Genomic DNA, 17,143 nt, shown 5'->3' with positions numbered 1-17,143 from the left:
GATAATAATACTAACTTATATACCTGAAATCAAACTCCGGATCAAAATCCTCCAAGAAGCCTTTGATCAGTGCGATAACCTCGTCAATATCTTTCTTGCTGGCTGTTTCCACCGTGGTATGCATATACTTAAGAGGGAGGGAAATCAGGGCAGATGGCACACCTTCATTGCTGTAGGCAAAGGCGTCTGTGTCTGTACCTGTTCCTCTGGAAGCCGCTGCACGTTGAAAGTCAATCTTTCGGCTTTTGGCCGCAGCTATTATCAAGTCTAAAAGCTTTTTATGTACTGATGCGCCATAAGTCAATACAGGCCCATTTCCAGCCGTTTGATCACCACTGGTAACTTTATTGTACAAAGGAGCGGTAGTGTCATGACATACATCGGTTATGATAGCAACATCCGGCTTGATTCTTCTAGCAATCATCTCCGCACCACGCAATCCGATTTCTTCTTGGACAGCATTGACAATATACAGTCCGAAAGGAAGTTTTACGCCCTCTTCATGAAGCTGGCGGGCAACTTCGGCAATCATATATCCTCCCACCCGATTATCTAAAGCGCGTCCGGAAAAGAATTTACCGTTTAGCTCGGTCAATTCATCCTTGAATGTCACCACGCAACCTACGTGGATCCCCATCTCATCAACCTCATCCTTGCTTCTGGCACCAACATCGATAAATATATTATCCAATGTCGGCCCTTCTTCTTTACTTTTGTCCCTTACATGAATGGCAGGCCATCCAAACACTCCTGGAATGATCTTCTCATCAGTATGGATATTGACACGCATGGAAGGAGCAATCATATGGTCGGAACCTCCGTTGCGACGGACATAAATGTAACCTTCTGGCGTGATATAATTTACAAACCAACTAATCTCATCCGCATGGGCCTCAATCACCACCTTGTATTTGGCATCAGGATTAATAACTCCCACAGCCGTTCCATAATTATCGGTAAAATACTCATCCACATAGGGCTTGATATAATCCAGCCAAATTTCTTGACCAGATGCTTCAAATCCCGTAGGTGAGGCGTTGTTCAAATATTTATATAGAAATTGTGTATTTGCTTCCATTTAGTTTTTTGTTTTACAAAGGAATGTTGCCATGTTTTTTCCTTGGCAACTTGTCAACCTTGTTCTCCAACATTTTAAAGCCACGAATCAATTTCTCTCTAGTCTCAGAAGGCATAATTACCTCATCGATAAAACCTCTGTGAGCGGCTCGGTATGGGTTGGCAAACTTAGCTGTGTACTCGTCAACTTTTTCTTGCAATTTGGCGTCTTTATCATCAGCCTCAGCGATTTCCTTTTTGAAGATAATCTCAGCAGCACCTTTGGCGCCCATAACGGCAATTTCAGCAGTTGGCCAGGCAAAATTAAGGTCTGCCCCGATATGCTTGGAGTTCATTACATCATATGCCCCTCCGTATGCTTTTCTGGTAATAACCGTAATTCGAGGCACTGTGGCTTCCGAGAAAGCATATAATAGCTTTGCGCCGTTGGTAATGATCCCGTTCCATTCTTGATCTGTTCCCGGAAGGAAGCCAGGCACGTCTACCAAAACTAATAGAGGCACGTTGAATGAATCGCAGAACCTAACAAATCTCGCAGCTTTTACCGAGGCATCATTATCTAGTACCCCAGCCATGGATTGGGGTTGGTTGCCTACTACACCAATGCTTCTTCCCGCGATTCTCGCAAAACCAACTACAATATTGTCGGCGTAATTTTTATGAACTTCAAGGAAGGAACTCTCATCCACAATTCCCTCTATCACCTCCCTCATATCATATGGATGGTTGGGATTTTCTGGAATAATCTCATCAAGCACCTTTCTACTTTCATCTTCCTTCATTTCATAAGGATAGACAGGAGCAGAGTCCTCACAGTTTTGAGGCACATAACTAAGGATTTGCTTAATGTGGTTGATACATTCCATTTCATTCGCACAAGAGAAATGAGTCACGCCACTTTTTACAGAGTGGGCACTGGCACCGCCAAGTTCCTCAGCGGTCACATTTTCTTGAGTTACGGTTTTTACCACATTGGGACCGGTCACAAACATGTATGAGGTATCTTCTACCATCAAAATAAAATCTGTGATGGCCGGTGAATAAACTGCTCCTCCAGCACATGGACCCATGATTCCGGAAATCTGAGGCACCACGCCAGAAGCTAAGGTGTTTCGATAAAAAATATCAGCATAACCTCCTAAAGAGTTCACACCCTCCTGAATTCTAGCCCCACCTGAATCATTTAGTCCGATCACTGGTGCGCCATTTTTCATGGCCATATCCATGATTTTACAAATTTTCTCGGCGTTGGTTTCAGAAAGTGAGCCTCCAAAAACGGTGAAATCTTGAGAGAATACATAGGTTAGCCTGCCATTAACATCGCCATACCCTGTGACCACTCCATCTCCAAGATAATGTTCGTTGTCAATACCGAAATCTTTCCCTCGGTGCATTACAAACTTGTCGATTTCCTGGAATGAACCTTCATCCATTAATAGGTGAATTCTTTCTCTGGCTGTTAACTTGCGTTTTGTATGTTGAGAGGCTATACGGGCTTCTCCCCCGCCCTGAAGCGCCTCCTGGTTTTTCTTTGTTAATAAATCATATTTTTCCTGGTTACCAGGTAAAGTATATACGCCTTTAGTTGTACTGTCCATGAGTTTATTGTTGTAAAGATTTAGTCAAATATAGCCATGCAATCCCTATCCAAAAAATTTGCCTTCAACTTATTGTTGCATTTCCTCATTGTCGGCCTAATTATTGAATTGGGCGGATTGGATATTTTTTTCTCCCAATTTTTTCTTAATTAAATAAAATGGAGGAACTAATGCTTTTTAAATAAACTTTCTATATTCGCACAACTAAATTTTGCCAAAAGATGAATTTTAAGAAGGCAGCAGTCATTGACATGGGGACCAATACATTTCATTTGCTATTGGTAGAAGTGCACGAGAATAATTTTCGCACGATTTACAAAGAAAAAGTGGCCGTTAAACTCGGCCAGGGAGGGATTTCCAAAAAGGTTATCACTACTGATGCACTTAAGAGAGCCTACCACACTTTGGAGCACTTCAATAACCTTATCAAAGGTGAGGGGATTCAAGAAACTTTTGCTTTTGCTACAAGTGCGGTAAGAAATGCCGATAATGGGTCTGACTTTGTCAACAAAATAAAAAAACTTTTTAATATTGAGGTAACCGTAATCGACGGGGATCAGGAAGCTCAATTGATCTATGAAGGTATCAAGTTTTCCGGATCACTTTCTGAAAAGACAAGTTTGATGATGGACATTGGTGGTGGCAGTGTTGAATTCATCATAGGCAACAATGTCCAGTCTTTTTGGAAGCAAAGCTTTGAGATCGGTGGTCAACGCATGCTAGACCTTTTCCATTACCATGACCCCATCTTACCTGAAGAAATGGATAAACTGGAAGGCTATCTTGCAGATAAGCTTCACGACTTAGTACATGCCATCCATAGATTTGAGCCATCTGATTTAGTTGGTGCTTCCGGCACTTTCGATACACTTTCCGACATCTATTTTGCCGGCCTAAAACAAAAGAAACATAAATCACAACAGACATTTGATCTTCCTGCCACCGAGTTTTATAAGATTGCCGAACAACTCGTGACTTTAAACAAACAAGAACGGTTGAACATCCCCGGCATGATTCCTATGAGAGTAGATATGATTGTGGTGGCCAGCTTGCTTATCACATATATTTTGAAATTTGTCCCTGCTCAACATTTATATTGCTCAACTTACGCTCTAAAAGAAGGTGCAATTTCCCAACTCATCAAAAGAGAGTGCCCTGTAAATAGTTAATATTCCTCCGTTTTTATAGCATGAATTATCCACTTGAGAGATTAAGTAAATTTTCCAAAGAAGTTTTTTTAAAAATCGGCTGCCCTGAAGATCAAGCCACGACAGCAACTGATGTTTTATTATCAGCAGACCTTCGCGGGGTGGATTCCCATGGAGTAGCCCGGCTTTCGGGTTACGTGCGTTTGTGGGAAGCCGGCAGGGTCAATCCTACTCCAAACATCCGGGTAACTTACGAAACACCAAGTACAGCTGTAGTTGATGGAGATGGAGGTTTAGGCTTAGTAGTGGCTCCTTTTGCCATGAAAATAGCCATAGAAAAAGCCAAAATCGCAGGGACTGGATGGGTATCAGTGAAAAACTCTAATCATTACGGCATTGCTGGCGTCCATGCTATGGAGGCCTTGCAGCATGACATGATTGGCCTCTCCATGACTAATGCCAGTCCGCTGGTGGCACCGACCTTCGCCAACGAGCGCCTTTTGGGAACCAACCCTATCTCCGTAGCTATACCTGCTGGTAATCAGCCGCCATTTGTAGCTGATTTGGCCACCACAACAGCTGCCAATGGGAAATTGGAAATCCTCACCCGTAAAAACAAACAAGCCCCATCAGGCTGGATTCAAGATAAAGCAGGTCAGCCCACCACCAGTCCAAATGGCGTAAAGGAAGGAGGAGCGTTGCTTCCTTTGGGTGGCGACAAAGAACATGGTTCGCATAAGGGATATGCTTTGGGCGCTATCGTGGATATTTTCTCCGCTGTACTATCAGGTGCAAATTACGGACCTTGGGTACCACCCTTTGTGGCATTTCTCCAACCTGACCCAAATCCGGTTGGCGAGGGGTTAGGTCACTTCTTTGGGGCTATGCGGGTGGATGCATTCCGTCCAGCTGATGAATTTAAGTCTCATATGGATAACTGGATATCACGATTCAGATCAGCCAAGACAACAGAGGGTCATGAAAAAGTTCTTATTCCGGGTGACCCAGAAAGGGAAATAGAAGCTCAGAGGAGAAAGAAAGGAATTCCATTGCTGCCTTCGGTCGTGGACGATCTAAAAGCACTAGGAGAAAAATTTGAAGTAGAATTTTAAAAATTAGGCTTGACAATTACATGTGTCAAGCCTAATTTTTTTATTTAAAAAGATCAGAACTCAGATATCGATCTCCTCTGTCGCAGGTAATACAGACAATAACTCCTATATCAATTTCAGATGCAACTTTAAGGGCTGCGTGCAATGCTCCACCACTACTCATTCCTGCCAAAATCCCCTCTTCTTTAGCCATTCTTCTAGTCATAACTGTAGCCTCTTGCTGACTGACATCAATGACCCTGTCTACTCTTTCTGGCTCGAATATTTTAGGTAAAAACTCTTTTGACCATCTTCTTATCCCTGGAATACTGGACCCATCCGTTGGTTGGGTCCCCACAATTTGAATGTTAGGGTTTCTTTCTTTCAGATATCTGGATACTCCCATAATTGTCCCTGTGGTGCCCATGGCGGATACAAAATGGGTAACTTCCCCATTGGTATCTTTCCAAATTTCAGGCCCTGTACCAGTATAGTGAGCTTTGTAATTGTCTGGATTGCCAAATTGATTCAAAATAAAATACCCTTCCTTTTCTGTCATCTCTTCAGCAAGCGTCCTTGAGTACTCGATAGTCTTGGCTGCTGGCGTCAATATAACTTTGGCACCATAGGCCTCCATGGAGAGGATTCTCTCCTTAGTGGAGTTATCAGGCATCACCAATGTCATGTGTACCCCGAGAAGATTAGCAACCATAGCTAATGCTATTCCGGTATTACCGGAGGTGGCCTCAACCAACTTGTCGCCTGCTTTGATGTCGCCTCGCTCTAAAGCCGACTTAATCATATTATAAGCCGCTCGGTCTTTTACACTGCCGCCTGGGTTTTGTCCTTCCAGTTTTGCGAAAATCTTAACATTTGGATTTTGGGGTATTACAGAAAGCTCCACCATGGGAGTATTTCCAATTAATTCAAATAAACGCATGGGCTAAAAATTTAAGAACCGCTTTTTACTATAAAGACGTCCGTATTGTCAGTGTTTTCTTGGTACATTTTTGCTTGGTAATAAATCTTGGAGTCTGGCGGTAAACTTTTGGTAAGCCAGACATTTCCACCAATAATGCTATTGGCCCCTATCACCGTTTCACCTCCCAGAATAGTAGCACCAGCATAAATCACCACAGCATCTTCAATGGTTGGATGACGTTTTTTATCAGCCATTACTTTCTCTACGCTCAAAGCACCTAAGGTTACCCCTTGATAAACCTTCACATTATCACCTATCACGGTGGTCTCCCCTATCACCACACCCGTGCCATGATCAATACAAAAGCGTCTGCCGATCTTTGCACCTGGGTGAATGTCTATACCTGTTTTCCCGTGCGCATACTCAGTCATCATCCGCGGAATGAGCATCACCTCCTGCTGATATAAGATATGTGCAATGCGGTAGGCAGCAATCGCTAAAAACCCTGGGTAACTTCTGATGATTTCAGTTTTGCTCTTCGCGGCAGGATCGCCTTCAAACATGGCTTCAACATCATCCAAAATCAAATCATAAACCCCATCCAGCTTTTGAAAAAACAAAGTGGTGAGATAACCGACATCCTGTTTATGCAACTGTGGATTCATTCGAAGAAGTGAATCCAGATCAATTTTCAATTTGTTATAATGGAATTCTACTTCCTCTCTGGAAAGCAAAGACTTTGGTGCATATTCGGGAAAAAGAAAGCCCAGAATTTCCTCCAAGAAATCATGTATAGTCTTTCTTGAAGGGCATTTTGGGCAGGCAACATGGGCGCTATGTATTTTGCTGATAAAGTTTTTCATATCCGTGGTTTACTAAAAAAGAAAACCTGCCCGTATTACATAAGGTTCAGCATAAGGCGATCTTAAATTATCATACATCAAATTGTATAAAATGGAAATATTGATACCCCCACGAGGACCAAATGGAGAAAAATAACCGCCCCCTACGAAAAGTCCCGGAACCCAATCCCTTTGAAGCCTATCTTGATAATCCACATATTGAGCATTTAAAGTTTCAAATTCTCCATGGACAAAAAAGTTGGGAAGGACATTGAACCTATTGAAAACCCTTCCTCCAAAAACACTGGAACCTGGAGTGTTCAGCCACCGGAAATTCATATACTGATAAGTGGCCCCCACACCTGCTGAGTATCTTTCCGTAATCATCACCCCAGCCAATGGAGACACATCGATAAAGGTCACCGAGCCAAACTGCAGACTGAAATTACCCCCATAGTACATTCTGTCTTTCAAAGGAGGCTTATCATCAAGGTAAATTTCCCGTTGAGCAAAAGATTCAAAGGATAGTGCAAAGCATAGGAAAAGGAATAAAAAGACAAGTTTACTCTTCAACAATGACATAAAGATCTTCGGATTTGCGTTTCATTAAATATCTTTCACGGGCAAACTTCTCCAAAAGTTCGAAATTACTCATCAATTCTTCCCTTTCAGCATGGATTTTAGCCTTTCTCTCTTGGTAAAACTCCTTTTGTTTTTCTAAATCCCTAAGCTTAGCCCTTAATTTGAATTGGCTCCTTATATCATTGGTATCAATGAAAATCATCCAACCAATAAATAGAACTGTAAAAATAAAATAGAAGTTTTTGGTGTACTTAAGGTATTTGGCCATTGCTGCAGATCTTTAACTCAAGCAAATATAAAAATAAATCAATACAAACTGCCCAAACTATACCAGAGGGGGATTAAAACAGAAAAGGTAACCTACTGGTTACCTTTTCTTTAGAAATTAAAATTTCTTTCCAGGGAAATAAGCGGACTCCCCAAGTTGCTCTTCGATTCTCAATAGCTGGTTGTATTTGGCCATTCTATCGGATCTTGAAGCAGAACCTGTTTTAATTTGTCCTGTATTTAAGGCAACTGCCAGGTCGGCAATTGTAGAATCTTCAGTTTCACCAGAACGGTGAGACATCACAGACTTGTACCTGTTTCTATGACAAAGGTCAACTGCTTTAATTGTTTCAGTCAAAGAGCCGATTTGGTTTACCTTAACCAAAAGAGAGTTGGCAATCTTCTCGTCAATTCCTCTTTGTAGCCTTTCTACATTTGTTACAAACAAATCATCACCAACAATTTGGATTTTATCTCCAACTGCATCGGTCATCATTTTCCATCCACTCCAGTCATCTTCATGCATACCGTCTTCAATGGAAATAATTGGGTACTTATTAACCCAGTCAGCCCAGTAGTCAACCATTTGCTGTGAAGTCAATTCGTCACCAGTTGACTTCTTGAAAATATAAAGACCTTTCTCTTCATCATAAAACTCAGAAGAAGCAGAATCCATAGCAATAAATACATCTTCACCCGGTCTGAAGCCAGCTTTCTCGATAGCCTGCAACACAACTTCAATGGCTTCAACATTTGAACGAAGGTTTGGTGCAAAACCACCTTCGTCACCTACGTTGGTTGAAAGCCCTTTCGACTTCAATACTGATTTTAAGTGATGGAAAATCTGAGTTCCCATTTGCAAGGCTTCAGAGAAAGTCTCTGCTCCTGTGGGCATCACCATGAACTCTTGGAAGTCAATAGCATTATCAGCATGTGAACCGCCATTAAGGATGTTCATCATAGGAACTGGAAGCGTGTTGGCACTTACACCACCGATGTATCTGTACAATGGCTGTCCGGACTCCATAGCAGCGGCTTTAGCAACTGCAAGGGAAACACCCAAAATAGCATTCGCCCCAAGGTTAGATTTGTTCTTAGACCCATCCAAGTCAATCATGATTTGATCAATCATGTTTTGCTCGAAGATGTCAAAACCAGCTAATTCAGGACCTATTTTATCATTCACATTGGAAACAGCTTTCAACACGCCTTTGCCCATGTAAACATCTTTATCATCATCTCTCAGCTCTACAGCCTCATGAACACCTGTGGATGCTCCACTTGGAACAGCAGCTCTACCGAAAGCTCCACTATCGGTCACCACATCTACTTCTACAGTTGGATTTCCTCTAGAGTCAAGAATTTGTCTTGCGTGAATTTGTTGTATTAAACTCATATTTATAAAAGGTTATAGGTTGATTTAATTATTGATTAAAGCCAAAAAGTCATCAAAAAGGTATCTTGAATCATGTGGACCCGGAGAAGATTCTGGGTGATACTGTACCGAGAAAGCCGGCTTGGAAGTATGCTTGATACCTGCAATGGTACCGTCATTTAAGTGTACGTGAGTAATCTCCACATTAGGATTGTTAGAGATATCTTCCTTGGTTATGTTAAAGCCATGGTTTTGGGACGTGATTTCACTTTTCCCCGTATTCACATTTTTAATTGGGTGATTCAACCCCCTATGGCCATGGTGCATCTTATAAGTACCCACCCCACAAGCTCTGGCTAGCAATTGATGACCTAAGCAAATTCCGAATAAAGGCTTATTCAATTCCAGCAATTCTTTCGTGGTTTCGACCGCATAATCCATTACCGCCGGATCACCTGGACCGTTGGAAAGGAAATAAGCATTGGGTGCCCATTCCTCCATTTCAGCAACACTGGTTTTAGCAGGGAACACTTTGCAATACACTCCTCGGTCGGCCAGATTACGCAAGATATTTAGCTTGATTCCATAGTCAATACAGGCAACTTTAATTTCTGCATTTTCATCCCCAAAGAAAAACGCTTCTTTGGTGGAAACCTTTGAAGAAAGTTCCAAACCTTTCATACTTGGAACTTTATCCAATTCAGCTTGGAGATCTTCCAAGTTGTCATATTCAGAACTAATAATAGCATTCATGGCTCCTTGAGACCGTAGATGTCTTACAAGTTTCCTTGTATCCACGTCTGCTATACCTGTCACTCCATGCTCTTCCAAATAGGCTTGCAAGCTTTTCGTTGCATCCACCCTGCTGTGTACGTCAGAAAAGTGACTAACCACTATCCCTGCAATAAGAGGGTGGGATGATTCGACTTCAGTGTCAATGGTGCCATAATTACCGATATGGGGAGTAGTATTGACGATTATTTGACCCGTATAAGAAGGGTCTGTATATATTTCTTGATAGCCGGTCATACCAGTATTGAAACATATCTCTCCGCCATTGGTGCCATCTTTGCCTACTAGAGTTCCGTAAAACACGGTTCCGTCCGCTAAGAGTAAAGTTGCTTTTTTTCTGTTCATTCTTAGGAATTAGATTCGTTGGTCAAATTTAATGAAAATATTAAGAACTGAGGAATCTCCATTTCTTAAAGGATATAAAAAAAGGGACTGAACCAAAGCCCAATCCCTTTTTAATATTATGAAGACAACATATCTTATTCAGATTTGTTTTCGTCTTTAGAATCTTCAGCATCAGAAGACTTCGCTTCAGTAGAAGCATTGCTATCTTCAGCCTTGGAAGCACCAGAACCTCTTCTACTTCTTCTAGTAGTTTTCTTGGCTGGCTTAGCTTCTTTCAACATCAATTCGTTGAAATCTACCAATTCAATGATACACATTTCAGCATTATCACCTAGACGAAATCCAGTTTTGATAATTCTAGTGTACCCACCTGGTCTTGATCCTACTTTCTCAGAAATTTCGCCGAAAAGAGCTTTGATAGCTTCTTTGCTTTGAAGGAAAGAGAAAGCGATTCTTCTATTGTGAGTTGTGTCCTCTTTAGCTCTTGTCACTAGAGGCTCAACATGTTTCTTCAATTCTTTAGCCTTGGCAAGCGTGGTTGATATACGCTTGTGAAGAATTAAGGAAGTAGCCATGTTCGAAAGCATTGCTTTCCGATGCGAGGCTGTCCTGCCAAGGTGGTTAAATTTCTTACCGTGTCTCATCGTTTATTATTCTTCATCAAGTTTATACTTAGACAAATCCATCCCGAAGGTCAATCCTTTATCTTGGATCAACTGCTCCAATTCAGCTAGAGATTTCTTACCGAAATTTCTAAACTTCATCATGTCGGAGATTTCAAGTTTGGCAAGGTCACCCAAAGTTTTCACATCCGCAGCTTTCAAGCAATTGAATGCTCTTACAGAAAGGTCCAAATCGCCAAGAGAAGTCTTCAACAATTTTCTCATATGTAGGAATTCCTCATCAATAGGCTCAGCCTGGTTCATGGTAACATCCTCAAGTACCATTGTCTGGTCAGAGAATAGCATAAAGTGCTGAATCAAGATCTTTGCAGACTCCTGAAGTGCTTTCTCTGGGTGAATAGAACCGTCAGTCGACACTTCAAGAATCAATTTCTCAAAGTCAGTTTTCTGCTCTACCCTTGTGTTTTCTACGCTGTATTTCACATTTTTGATAGGCGTGAAGATAGCATCGATAGGAATCACACCAAATACTTGCTCTTTTGGCTTGGACTCTTCAGCTGGAAGGTAACCTCTACCTTTTTCAACTGTTATTTCAATTTCAAAACTTTTCGTATCATCCAAGTGGCAAATAACCAACTCTGGATTTAAGACCTCAAATGAAGAGGTGAACTTAGCGATATCTCCGGCAGTAAATACATCCTGATTTTTGATCTCGATGGTAATTTTACCATCTATAGAGTCATGGATCTTCTTAAGTCTTACTTGTTTAAGATTAAGAATGATATCAGTAACGTCTTCGACCACCCCTTCAATGGTAGAAAACTCATGCACTACTCCAGGAAGTTTCACTGAAGTGATGGCATAACCTTCTAGGGAAGAAAGCAAAATTCTTCTCAACGCATTACCAATTGTTACCCCGTAACCTTTTTCAAGTGGTTTGAAGGTAAATAGGCCGTGAAAATCATCAGCTTTTTCCATTACCACTTTTTCGGGCATCTGAAATGCTAGTATGGACATATCTATAGTTCTTTTAAGTCAGAAGTTATTATATTACTTAGAGTAAAGTTCAACGATAAGCTGCTCCTTGATATTCTCAGGGATATCATCTCTTGTAGGGATGCTGACAAACTTACCAGAATAAGAACTGTTATCCCACTCTAACCAAGGATAACGGTTTTGTGCTTTACCCGCAAGACTTTCAGTAATAGCTTCAAGAGACTTAGAACGCTCTCTAACCGCTACAACATCACCAGGCTTAAGGGTATAAGAAGGGATATTAACGATTTCGCCATTTACTAAGATATGCTTGTGAGACACCAACTGTCTGGCCGCTCTTCTAGTAGGGGCAATACCAAGTCTGAAGACGGTATTGTCTAATCTACCTTCCAATAGCTGAAGTAGGTTTTCACCTGTGATACCTTGCTTTCTAGAAGCGATATCAAACATTTTGGCGAATTGTCTTTCCAACACACCGTAGATGTACTTCGCTTTTTGCTTTTCCATCAACTGAATTGCATATTCAGACTGCTTTTTTCTTCTACCTCTACCGTGCATGCCCGGAGGGTAGTTTTTCTTTTGAAGTGCTTTGCTTTGTCCTTCGATTGGTTCACCGAACTTTCTAGCAATTTTTGCTTTAGGACCTCTATATCTAGCCATTCTCTTTATCCGTTAATATTAAACTCTTCTACGTTTTGGAGGACGACATCCGTTGTGCGGAAGTGGCGTCACATCTGTAATCGTAGTTACATCAAGACCTACATTTTGCAAAGTTCTGATGGCAGACTCTCTACCTGAACCAGGACCTTTAACAAAAACCTCAATTTTTCTTAATCCTAAGTCATAAGCAACCTGTCCACAGTTCTGTGCGGCCATTTGTGCTGCGTAAGGAGTATTCTTCTTGGAACCTCTGAAACCCATTTTACCGGCAGAAGCCCATGAAATCACCTGACCAGAGTTATTGGTAATGGAGATGATGATGTTGTTAAATGAAGCTCTGATGTGGGCTTGCCCTACTGCTTCTACTTTAACAACCCTTTTTTTACCTTTAGCTTTATCGTTTCTTTTCTGAGCCATAATCTAAATCAAGATTTATTTAGTTGCTTTTTTCTTGTTAGCAACAGTCTTTCTCTTACCCTTTCTAGTTCTAGCGTTGTTTTTAGTCTTTTGACCTCTCAAAGGAAGACCTTTTCTATGTCTAAGACCTCTGTAACAACCAATGTCCATCAATCTCTTGATGTTTAGCTGAACTTCAGACTTAAGTACACCTTCAGTTCTGAATTCTTCAGCTATAATATTTCTAATAGCGGTAGACTCCTCATCATCCCACTCACCTGCTTTCTTATCCTCAGATATACCTGCTTTTTTCAAAATAGCTACGGCTGAACTTCTTCCTATACCGAAGATGTATGTTAAGCCGATTACGCCGCGCTTGTTGTCTGGAATGTCAACACCTGCAATTCTTGCCATAATATTAACCTTGTCTTTGTTTAAACTTAGGGTTTTTCTTGTTGATCACGTAAAGCTTCCCTTTTCTTCTGATTACTTTACAGTCGACACTTCTCTTTTTAATAGATGCCTTTACTTTCATGTCTGTGTTATTTAATGGTCTACTAATATGAAGCTATCTTAGAGACCCTTCATGATAGTTTATTTATAACGATATACAATTCTGCCTTTGGAAAGGTCGTATGGAGACATCTCCAATTTCACCCTGTCTCCAGGAAGAATCTTGATATAGTTCATTCTCATTTTACCGGAAATGTGGGCAATCAACTGATGACCATTTTCCAATTCTACTTTGAACATTGCGTTGGACAATGCTTCGATTATAGTACCATCTTGCTCTATAGAGGTCTGTTTCGCCATTTTTAGAATTTAAAATTTTCTTCTATATACTTATGTGTAGTCAATATCTCCGTTCTGTCTTCAAATACCGCAATGGTATGCTCAAAGTGGGCCGAGGGCTTCCGATCAGAAGTTCTGATCGTCCAGCCGTCCCGTTCTTGAACCAAATTCCTCGAACCCAAGTTCACCATGGGCTCGATAGCTATTACCAATCCATCCATCAGTTTCTGTCCACTACCCTTTTTACCATAGTTTGGCACTTCAGGAGACTCGTGAAGACTTTGGCCTAAACCATGTCCAACAAGCTCTCGGACTACTGTGTAGCCCTTAGATTCAACAAACTTCTGGATCGCGTGGCCAATATCACCGATGCGATTTCCGAAAACAGCTTTCTCAATACCGAGATATAAAGATTCTTTGGTCGTTTTTAAAAGTGACACTACAGATGGGGAAACTTCACCGACAGGGTAAGTATAAGCGCAATCGCTATGAAAACCTTGGTGAAAGACTCCACAATCTATTGAGATTATATCGCCATCTTTCAAAACATACTCTCCTGGAAAACCATGTACAACAACTTCGTTGACTGATATACACAAGGAGGATGGAAATCCATTATATCCTTTAAACGAAGGCACACCCTGGTGATCCCGAATGTACTCCTCCGCTATTTTATCTAAGAAGGAAGTCTTTACTCCCTCTTTCACATATTTGGCAACTTCTCCGTGAGCTCTGCCTAGAATTTCAGCACTATCTTTTATTAACTGGACTTCTTCAGAAGTCTTGTAATGTATCATATTTTATGCGACAGCGTAATTAGAAGGATTGTTTTTCATGTTACCACTCTTCATCATTCCTTCATAGTGTCGCATCAAAAGATAGCTTTCTATCTGACGCAAGGTATCCATGATCACCCCTACCATAATCAATAGAGAAGTACCACCATAGAACTGGGCAAACTCACCACCTACACCAGCCATCATGGCAAATGCTGGCATGATCGCTACCAAGGCCAATAGAATGGAACCCGGTAATGTAATTCTTGATATAATATTATCAATGAAATCTGCAGTAGGCGCACCTGGTTTGATACCCGGTACAAAACCGCCATTTCTTTTCATATCTTCAGCTATCTGCTCAGGATTGACCGTGATCGCAGTATAGAAGAATGTAAAGAGGATAATCATTATTGCAAATACTAAGTTGTACTGCCAAGAGGTAAAGTCACTGAATGTACTTCCGATATAGTTAGCTATATCACTGTCTTCAGCCCAAATCTGAGCAACAAGAGCAGGAAGGAACATCAAAGACTGAGCAAAGATAATTGGCATTACACCAGAGGCATTCACCTTGATAGGGATATATTGTCTCTGACCGCCGTACACTTTACCACCAACCACTTGTTTGGCATACTGCACAGGTATTCTTCTGGTAGCTTCTGTCAACGCCACAACACCAACAACTACAAAGAACAGGACAGCAGCTTCAATGATCAATAACAACATACCGCTGGTACCTCTAGAAAGAGTTTCTGCGATAATTGCTCCAGGGAACCTGGATATAATACCGATCATAATCAACATGGAAATACCGTTGCCTATGCCTTTCTCCGTGATTTTCTCACCTAACCACATACAGAACATGGTACCGGCTGATAACAACACAAGAGAAGAGAACATGAATAAAGGCTTACTTACCATAATGGCTTCATTTGGAATGGTAGCGGTAACATAACCAATACCCTGGGCTACTGTGATCAAGATCGTCAATACCCTAGTAATTTGATTAATACGTTTCCTACCCGACTCCCCTTCTTTCTGAAGCTTTTGGAAATATGGTACTCCAACAGTTAACAATTGCAATACAATGGATGCCGAGATGTATGGCATAATACCTAACCCGAAAATGGAGGCATTGCTAAATGCTCCACCTAGAAAGGTATCAATTAGGCCAAATATACCTTCAGACGATCCTGTAAGCTTACTTGGGTCAACACCTGGCAATACGATAAAAGAACCTAATCTGAATACAATCAGAAAACCGACTGTATTCAGAATACGGATTCTTAAATCTTCAATAGAAAAGATGTTCTTAACTGTTGAGATAAACTTTTTCATTCTTAAATCTTGTTAACAGATCCGCCAGCTTTTTCAATAGCTTCAACAGCGGACGCTGAGAAATGGTGAGCACTTACGTTTAATTTCGCCGTAAGTTCGCCTCTTCCAAGGACTTTTACAACATCTTTTTTCGCAGCAAGACCATTTTCTACTAAAGTATCGAATGTAATCTCTTGAGTATTGAGCTTATCAGCTAATTCCTGAAGGGTATTAAGGTTGACAGGCTTACACTCAATTCTGTTAAGGCTTTTAAATCCAAATTTAGGAACCCTTCTTTGAAGAGGCATTTGACCACCTTCAAAACCTAATTTAGATTTATAACCAGACCTTGACTTGGCACCTTTGTGACCTCTTGTTGAGGTCCCACCTCTACCAGAACCCTGGCCACGGCCGATTCTCTTGCGAGACTTTACGGAACCTTCGGCAGGTTGTAATGTATGTAATTTCATAATTAAGCTTCCTCCACTTTTACAAGGTGACTTACTTTTCTTATCATTCCAGCAATCTGAGGAGTGTTTTCCACTTCTACAGTTCTGTTCATCTTGCCTAGACCTAGAGCGGTGATAGTCGCTTTCTGATCTACAGGCTTACCGATTATGCTTCTAACTTGCGTTACTTTTACCTTAACCATGTTCTTAACCGTTAAATACTTTAGATAATTTAACTCCACGCTGCTGGGAAACAGTGATCGCATCTCTAAGTTGAGAAAGAGCATCAATAGTAGCTTTCACCACATTGTGAGGGTTAGAAGAACCTTTGGACTTAGCCAATACATCTTTCACACCAGCACTTTCCAACACAGCACGCATCGCACCACCGGCGATAACACCAGTACCTGGAGCTGCAGGCTTGATCAAAACCAATCCTCCTCCATATTTACCAATCTGCTCATGAGGGATGGTACCTTTCAACACAGGAACCTTTACAAGGCTCTTCTTAGCATCTTCTATACCTTTGGTAATTGCGTCTGTTACCTCATTAGCCTTTCCAAGACCATATCCAACAACACCGTTACCATCACCGACTACTACAATGGCAGAGAAGGAGAACCTTCTACCACCTTTTACTACCTTAGCAACACGGTTGATAGCTACAACTTTTTCTTTAAGATCAGTATCTGTTGCCCTAATGGGTTTCTTTTTAACTTGGGACATAATTTCTATTAAAATTTAAGGCCACCTTCTCTTGCACCTTCGGCAAGAGCTTTAACATTACCATGATATAAATATCCACTTCTGTCGAAAACAACACCAGTGATACCATTTGCTACTGCTCTTTCAGCAAGCTTTTTGCCCACTTCTTTAGATACCTCTACATTAGCATTTTTCTTGCTAGCGTCTAGTTCCTTGGAAGAAGCCTGAGCTAAGGTGTGACCTTTCAGATCATCTACTAATTGCGCGTATATACCAGTATTGCTTTTAAATACTGACAAACGAGGTCTTGAATCAGTACCAGAGATCTTTCTCCTAATACTTTTCTTGATTCTAAGTCTTCTTGAATTCTTATTAAAAGCCATCTTT

23 protein-coding genes are annotated in these 17,143 nt (G+C 41.1%); 2 read left to right on the top strand and 21 right to left on the bottom strand.

Going from position 1 to position 17,143, the window contains the following annotated elements; genetic code table 11:
• Positions 1-10: 10 nt before the first annotated feature.
• Positions 11-1,078 (bottom strand): M42 family metallopeptidase, encoded by a 1,068-nt coding sequence (locus FPL27_RS04995; protein WP_143960040.1) that lies wholly within the window; start codon positions 1,076-1,078, stop codon positions 11-13.
• Between the two features lie 13 nt (positions 1,079-1,091).
• Positions 1,092-2,675, bottom strand: coding sequence for an acyl-CoA carboxylase subunit beta (locus FPL27_RS04990; RefSeq protein ID WP_143960039.1), 1,584 nt, complete (start codon positions 2,673-2,675; stop codon positions 1,092-1,094).
• Between the two features lie 221 nt (positions 2,676-2,896).
• Here FPL27_RS04990 and FPL27_RS04985 point away from each other — a divergent pair, with 221 nt between their 5' ends.
• Positions 2,897-3,844 carry a Ppx/GppA phosphatase family protein gene (locus FPL27_RS04985; RefSeq protein ID WP_143960038.1) on the top strand — a complete coding sequence of 316 codons (948 nt, stop codon included), beginning with the start codon at positions 2,897-2,899 and terminating at the stop codon, positions 3,842-3,844.
• A gap of 20 nt (positions 3,845-3,864) precedes the next feature.
• Positions 3,865-4,935: an Ldh family oxidoreductase gene (locus FPL27_RS04980; RefSeq protein WP_143960037.1), complete on the top strand. Its 1,071-nt coding sequence runs from the start codon at positions 3,865-3,867 to the stop codon at positions 4,933-4,935.
• Between the two features lie 40 nt (positions 4,936-4,975).
• On the opposite strand, the gene cysM is transcribed toward FPL27_RS04980, so the two are convergent.
• The 19 genes from cysM to rplR form a co-directional block, all read right to left on the bottom strand.
• Complete coding sequence (gene cysM, locus FPL27_RS04975; protein ID WP_143960036.1) at positions 4,976-5,854, bottom strand: cysteine synthase CysM; 879 nt, start codon at positions 5,852-5,854, stop codon at positions 4,976-4,978.
• Positions 5,855-5,865: 11 nt separating this feature from the next.
• Entirely contained in the window at positions 5,866-6,699 is an 834-nt protein-coding gene (epsC, locus tag FPL27_RS04970) for a serine O-acetyltransferase EpsC (RefSeq protein ID WP_143960035.1), read from the bottom strand.
• A gap of 12 nt (positions 6,700-6,711) precedes the next feature.
• Positions 6,712-7,260, bottom strand: a complete 549-nt coding sequence (locus FPL27_RS04965) for a hypothetical protein (RefSeq protein ID WP_143960034.1) — start codon at positions 7,258-7,260, stop codon at positions 6,712-6,714.
• Positions 7,241-7,528, bottom strand: coding sequence for an FtsB family cell division protein (locus tag FPL27_RS04960; RefSeq protein ID WP_143960033.1), 288 nt, complete (start codon positions 7,526-7,528; stop codon positions 7,241-7,243). The genes FPL27_RS04965 and FPL27_RS04960 overlap by 20 nt, the downstream gene beginning before the upstream one ends.
• Before the next feature lie 117 nt (positions 7,529-7,645).
• Entirely contained in the window at positions 7,646-8,923 is a 1,278-nt protein-coding gene (eno, locus tag FPL27_RS04955) for a phosphopyruvate hydratase (RefSeq protein WP_143960032.1), read from the bottom strand.
• 24 nt (positions 8,924-8,947) lie between these two features.
• Positions 8,948-10,039 (bottom strand): glutamine-hydrolyzing carbamoyl-phosphate synthase small subunit, encoded by a 1,092-nt coding sequence (gene carA / locus FPL27_RS04950; RefSeq protein WP_143960031.1) that lies wholly within the window; start codon positions 10,037-10,039, stop codon positions 8,948-8,950.
• 134 nt (positions 10,040-10,173) lie between these two features.
• On the bottom strand, positions 10,174-10,683 hold the full coding sequence (gene rplQ / locus FPL27_RS04945) for a 50S ribosomal protein L17 (RefSeq protein ID WP_143960030.1): 510 nt from the start codon (positions 10,681-10,683) through the stop codon (positions 10,174-10,176).
• A gap of 6 nt (positions 10,684-10,689) precedes the next feature.
• Positions 10,690-11,679, bottom strand: coding sequence for a DNA-directed RNA polymerase subunit alpha (locus FPL27_RS04940; protein WP_143960029.1), 990 nt, complete (start codon positions 11,677-11,679; stop codon positions 10,690-10,692).
• A 33-nt stretch (positions 11,680-11,712) separates the two neighbouring features.
• Positions 11,713-12,318: a 30S ribosomal protein S4 gene (gene rpsD, locus FPL27_RS04935; RefSeq protein ID WP_143960028.1), complete on the bottom strand. Its 606-nt coding sequence runs from the start codon at positions 12,316-12,318 to the stop codon at positions 11,713-11,715.
• Positions 12,319-12,336: 18 nt separating this feature from the next.
• Entirely contained in the window at positions 12,337-12,735 is a 399-nt protein-coding gene (gene rpsK / locus FPL27_RS04930) for a 30S ribosomal protein S11 (protein WP_143960027.1), read from the bottom strand.
• Positions 12,736-12,750: 15 nt separating this feature from the next.
• Positions 12,751-13,128, bottom strand: a complete 378-nt coding sequence (gene rpsM, locus FPL27_RS04925; RefSeq protein WP_143960026.1) for a 30S ribosomal protein S13 — start codon at positions 13,126-13,128, stop codon at positions 12,751-12,753.
• A gap of 4 nt (positions 13,129-13,132) precedes the next feature.
• Entirely contained in the window at positions 13,133-13,249 is a 117-nt protein-coding gene (gene rpmJ / locus FPL27_RS04920; protein ID WP_009034194.1) for a 50S ribosomal protein L36, read from the bottom strand.
• Between the two features lie 59 nt (positions 13,250-13,308).
• Entirely contained in the window at positions 13,309-13,527 is a 219-nt protein-coding gene (gene infA, locus FPL27_RS04915) for a translation initiation factor IF-1 (RefSeq protein ID WP_143960025.1), read from the bottom strand.
• A 2-nt stretch (positions 13,528-13,529) separates the two neighbouring features.
• Positions 13,530-14,303 carry a type I methionyl aminopeptidase gene (map, locus tag FPL27_RS04910; protein ID WP_143960024.1) on the bottom strand — a complete coding sequence of 258 codons (774 nt, stop codon included), beginning with the start codon at positions 14,301-14,303 and terminating at the stop codon, positions 13,530-13,532.
• Between the two features lie 3 nt (positions 14,304-14,306).
• Positions 14,307-15,623 (bottom strand): preprotein translocase subunit SecY, encoded by a 1,317-nt coding sequence (gene secY / locus FPL27_RS04905; RefSeq protein ID WP_143960023.1) that lies wholly within the window; start codon positions 15,621-15,623, stop codon positions 14,307-14,309.
• Between the two features lie 2 nt (positions 15,624-15,625).
• The gene (gene rplO, locus FPL27_RS04900) at positions 15,626-16,072 is read right to left on the bottom strand and encodes a 50S ribosomal protein L15 (protein WP_143960022.1); all 447 of its coding nucleotides are present in this window, start codon (positions 16,070-16,072) and stop codon (positions 15,626-15,628) included.
• A gap of 2 nt (positions 16,073-16,074) precedes the next feature.
• Positions 16,075-16,254, bottom strand: a complete 180-nt coding sequence (gene rpmD / locus FPL27_RS04895; protein WP_221936581.1) for a 50S ribosomal protein L30 — start codon at positions 16,252-16,254, stop codon at positions 16,075-16,077.
• A gap of 4 nt (positions 16,255-16,258) precedes the next feature.
• Positions 16,259-16,777 carry a 30S ribosomal protein S5 gene (rpsE, locus tag FPL27_RS04890; protein WP_143960020.1) on the bottom strand — a complete coding sequence of 173 codons (519 nt, stop codon included), beginning with the start codon at positions 16,775-16,777 and terminating at the stop codon, positions 16,259-16,261.
• 8 nt (positions 16,778-16,785) lie between these two features.
• The gene (gene rplR / locus FPL27_RS04885; RefSeq protein ID WP_143960019.1) at positions 16,786-17,139 is read right to left on the bottom strand and encodes a 50S ribosomal protein L18; all 354 of its coding nucleotides are present in this window, start codon (positions 17,137-17,139) and stop codon (positions 16,786-16,788) included.
• Between the last annotated feature and the right edge of the window lie 4 nt (positions 17,140-17,143).

The sequence above is a fragment of the Litoribacter populi genome, from assembly GCF_007483685.1.
GTDB lineage: Bacteria > Bacteroidota > Bacteroidia > Cytophagales > Cyclobacteriaceae > Litoribacter > Litoribacter populi.
This window is presented reverse-complemented; position numbering and strand designations above follow the sequence as displayed.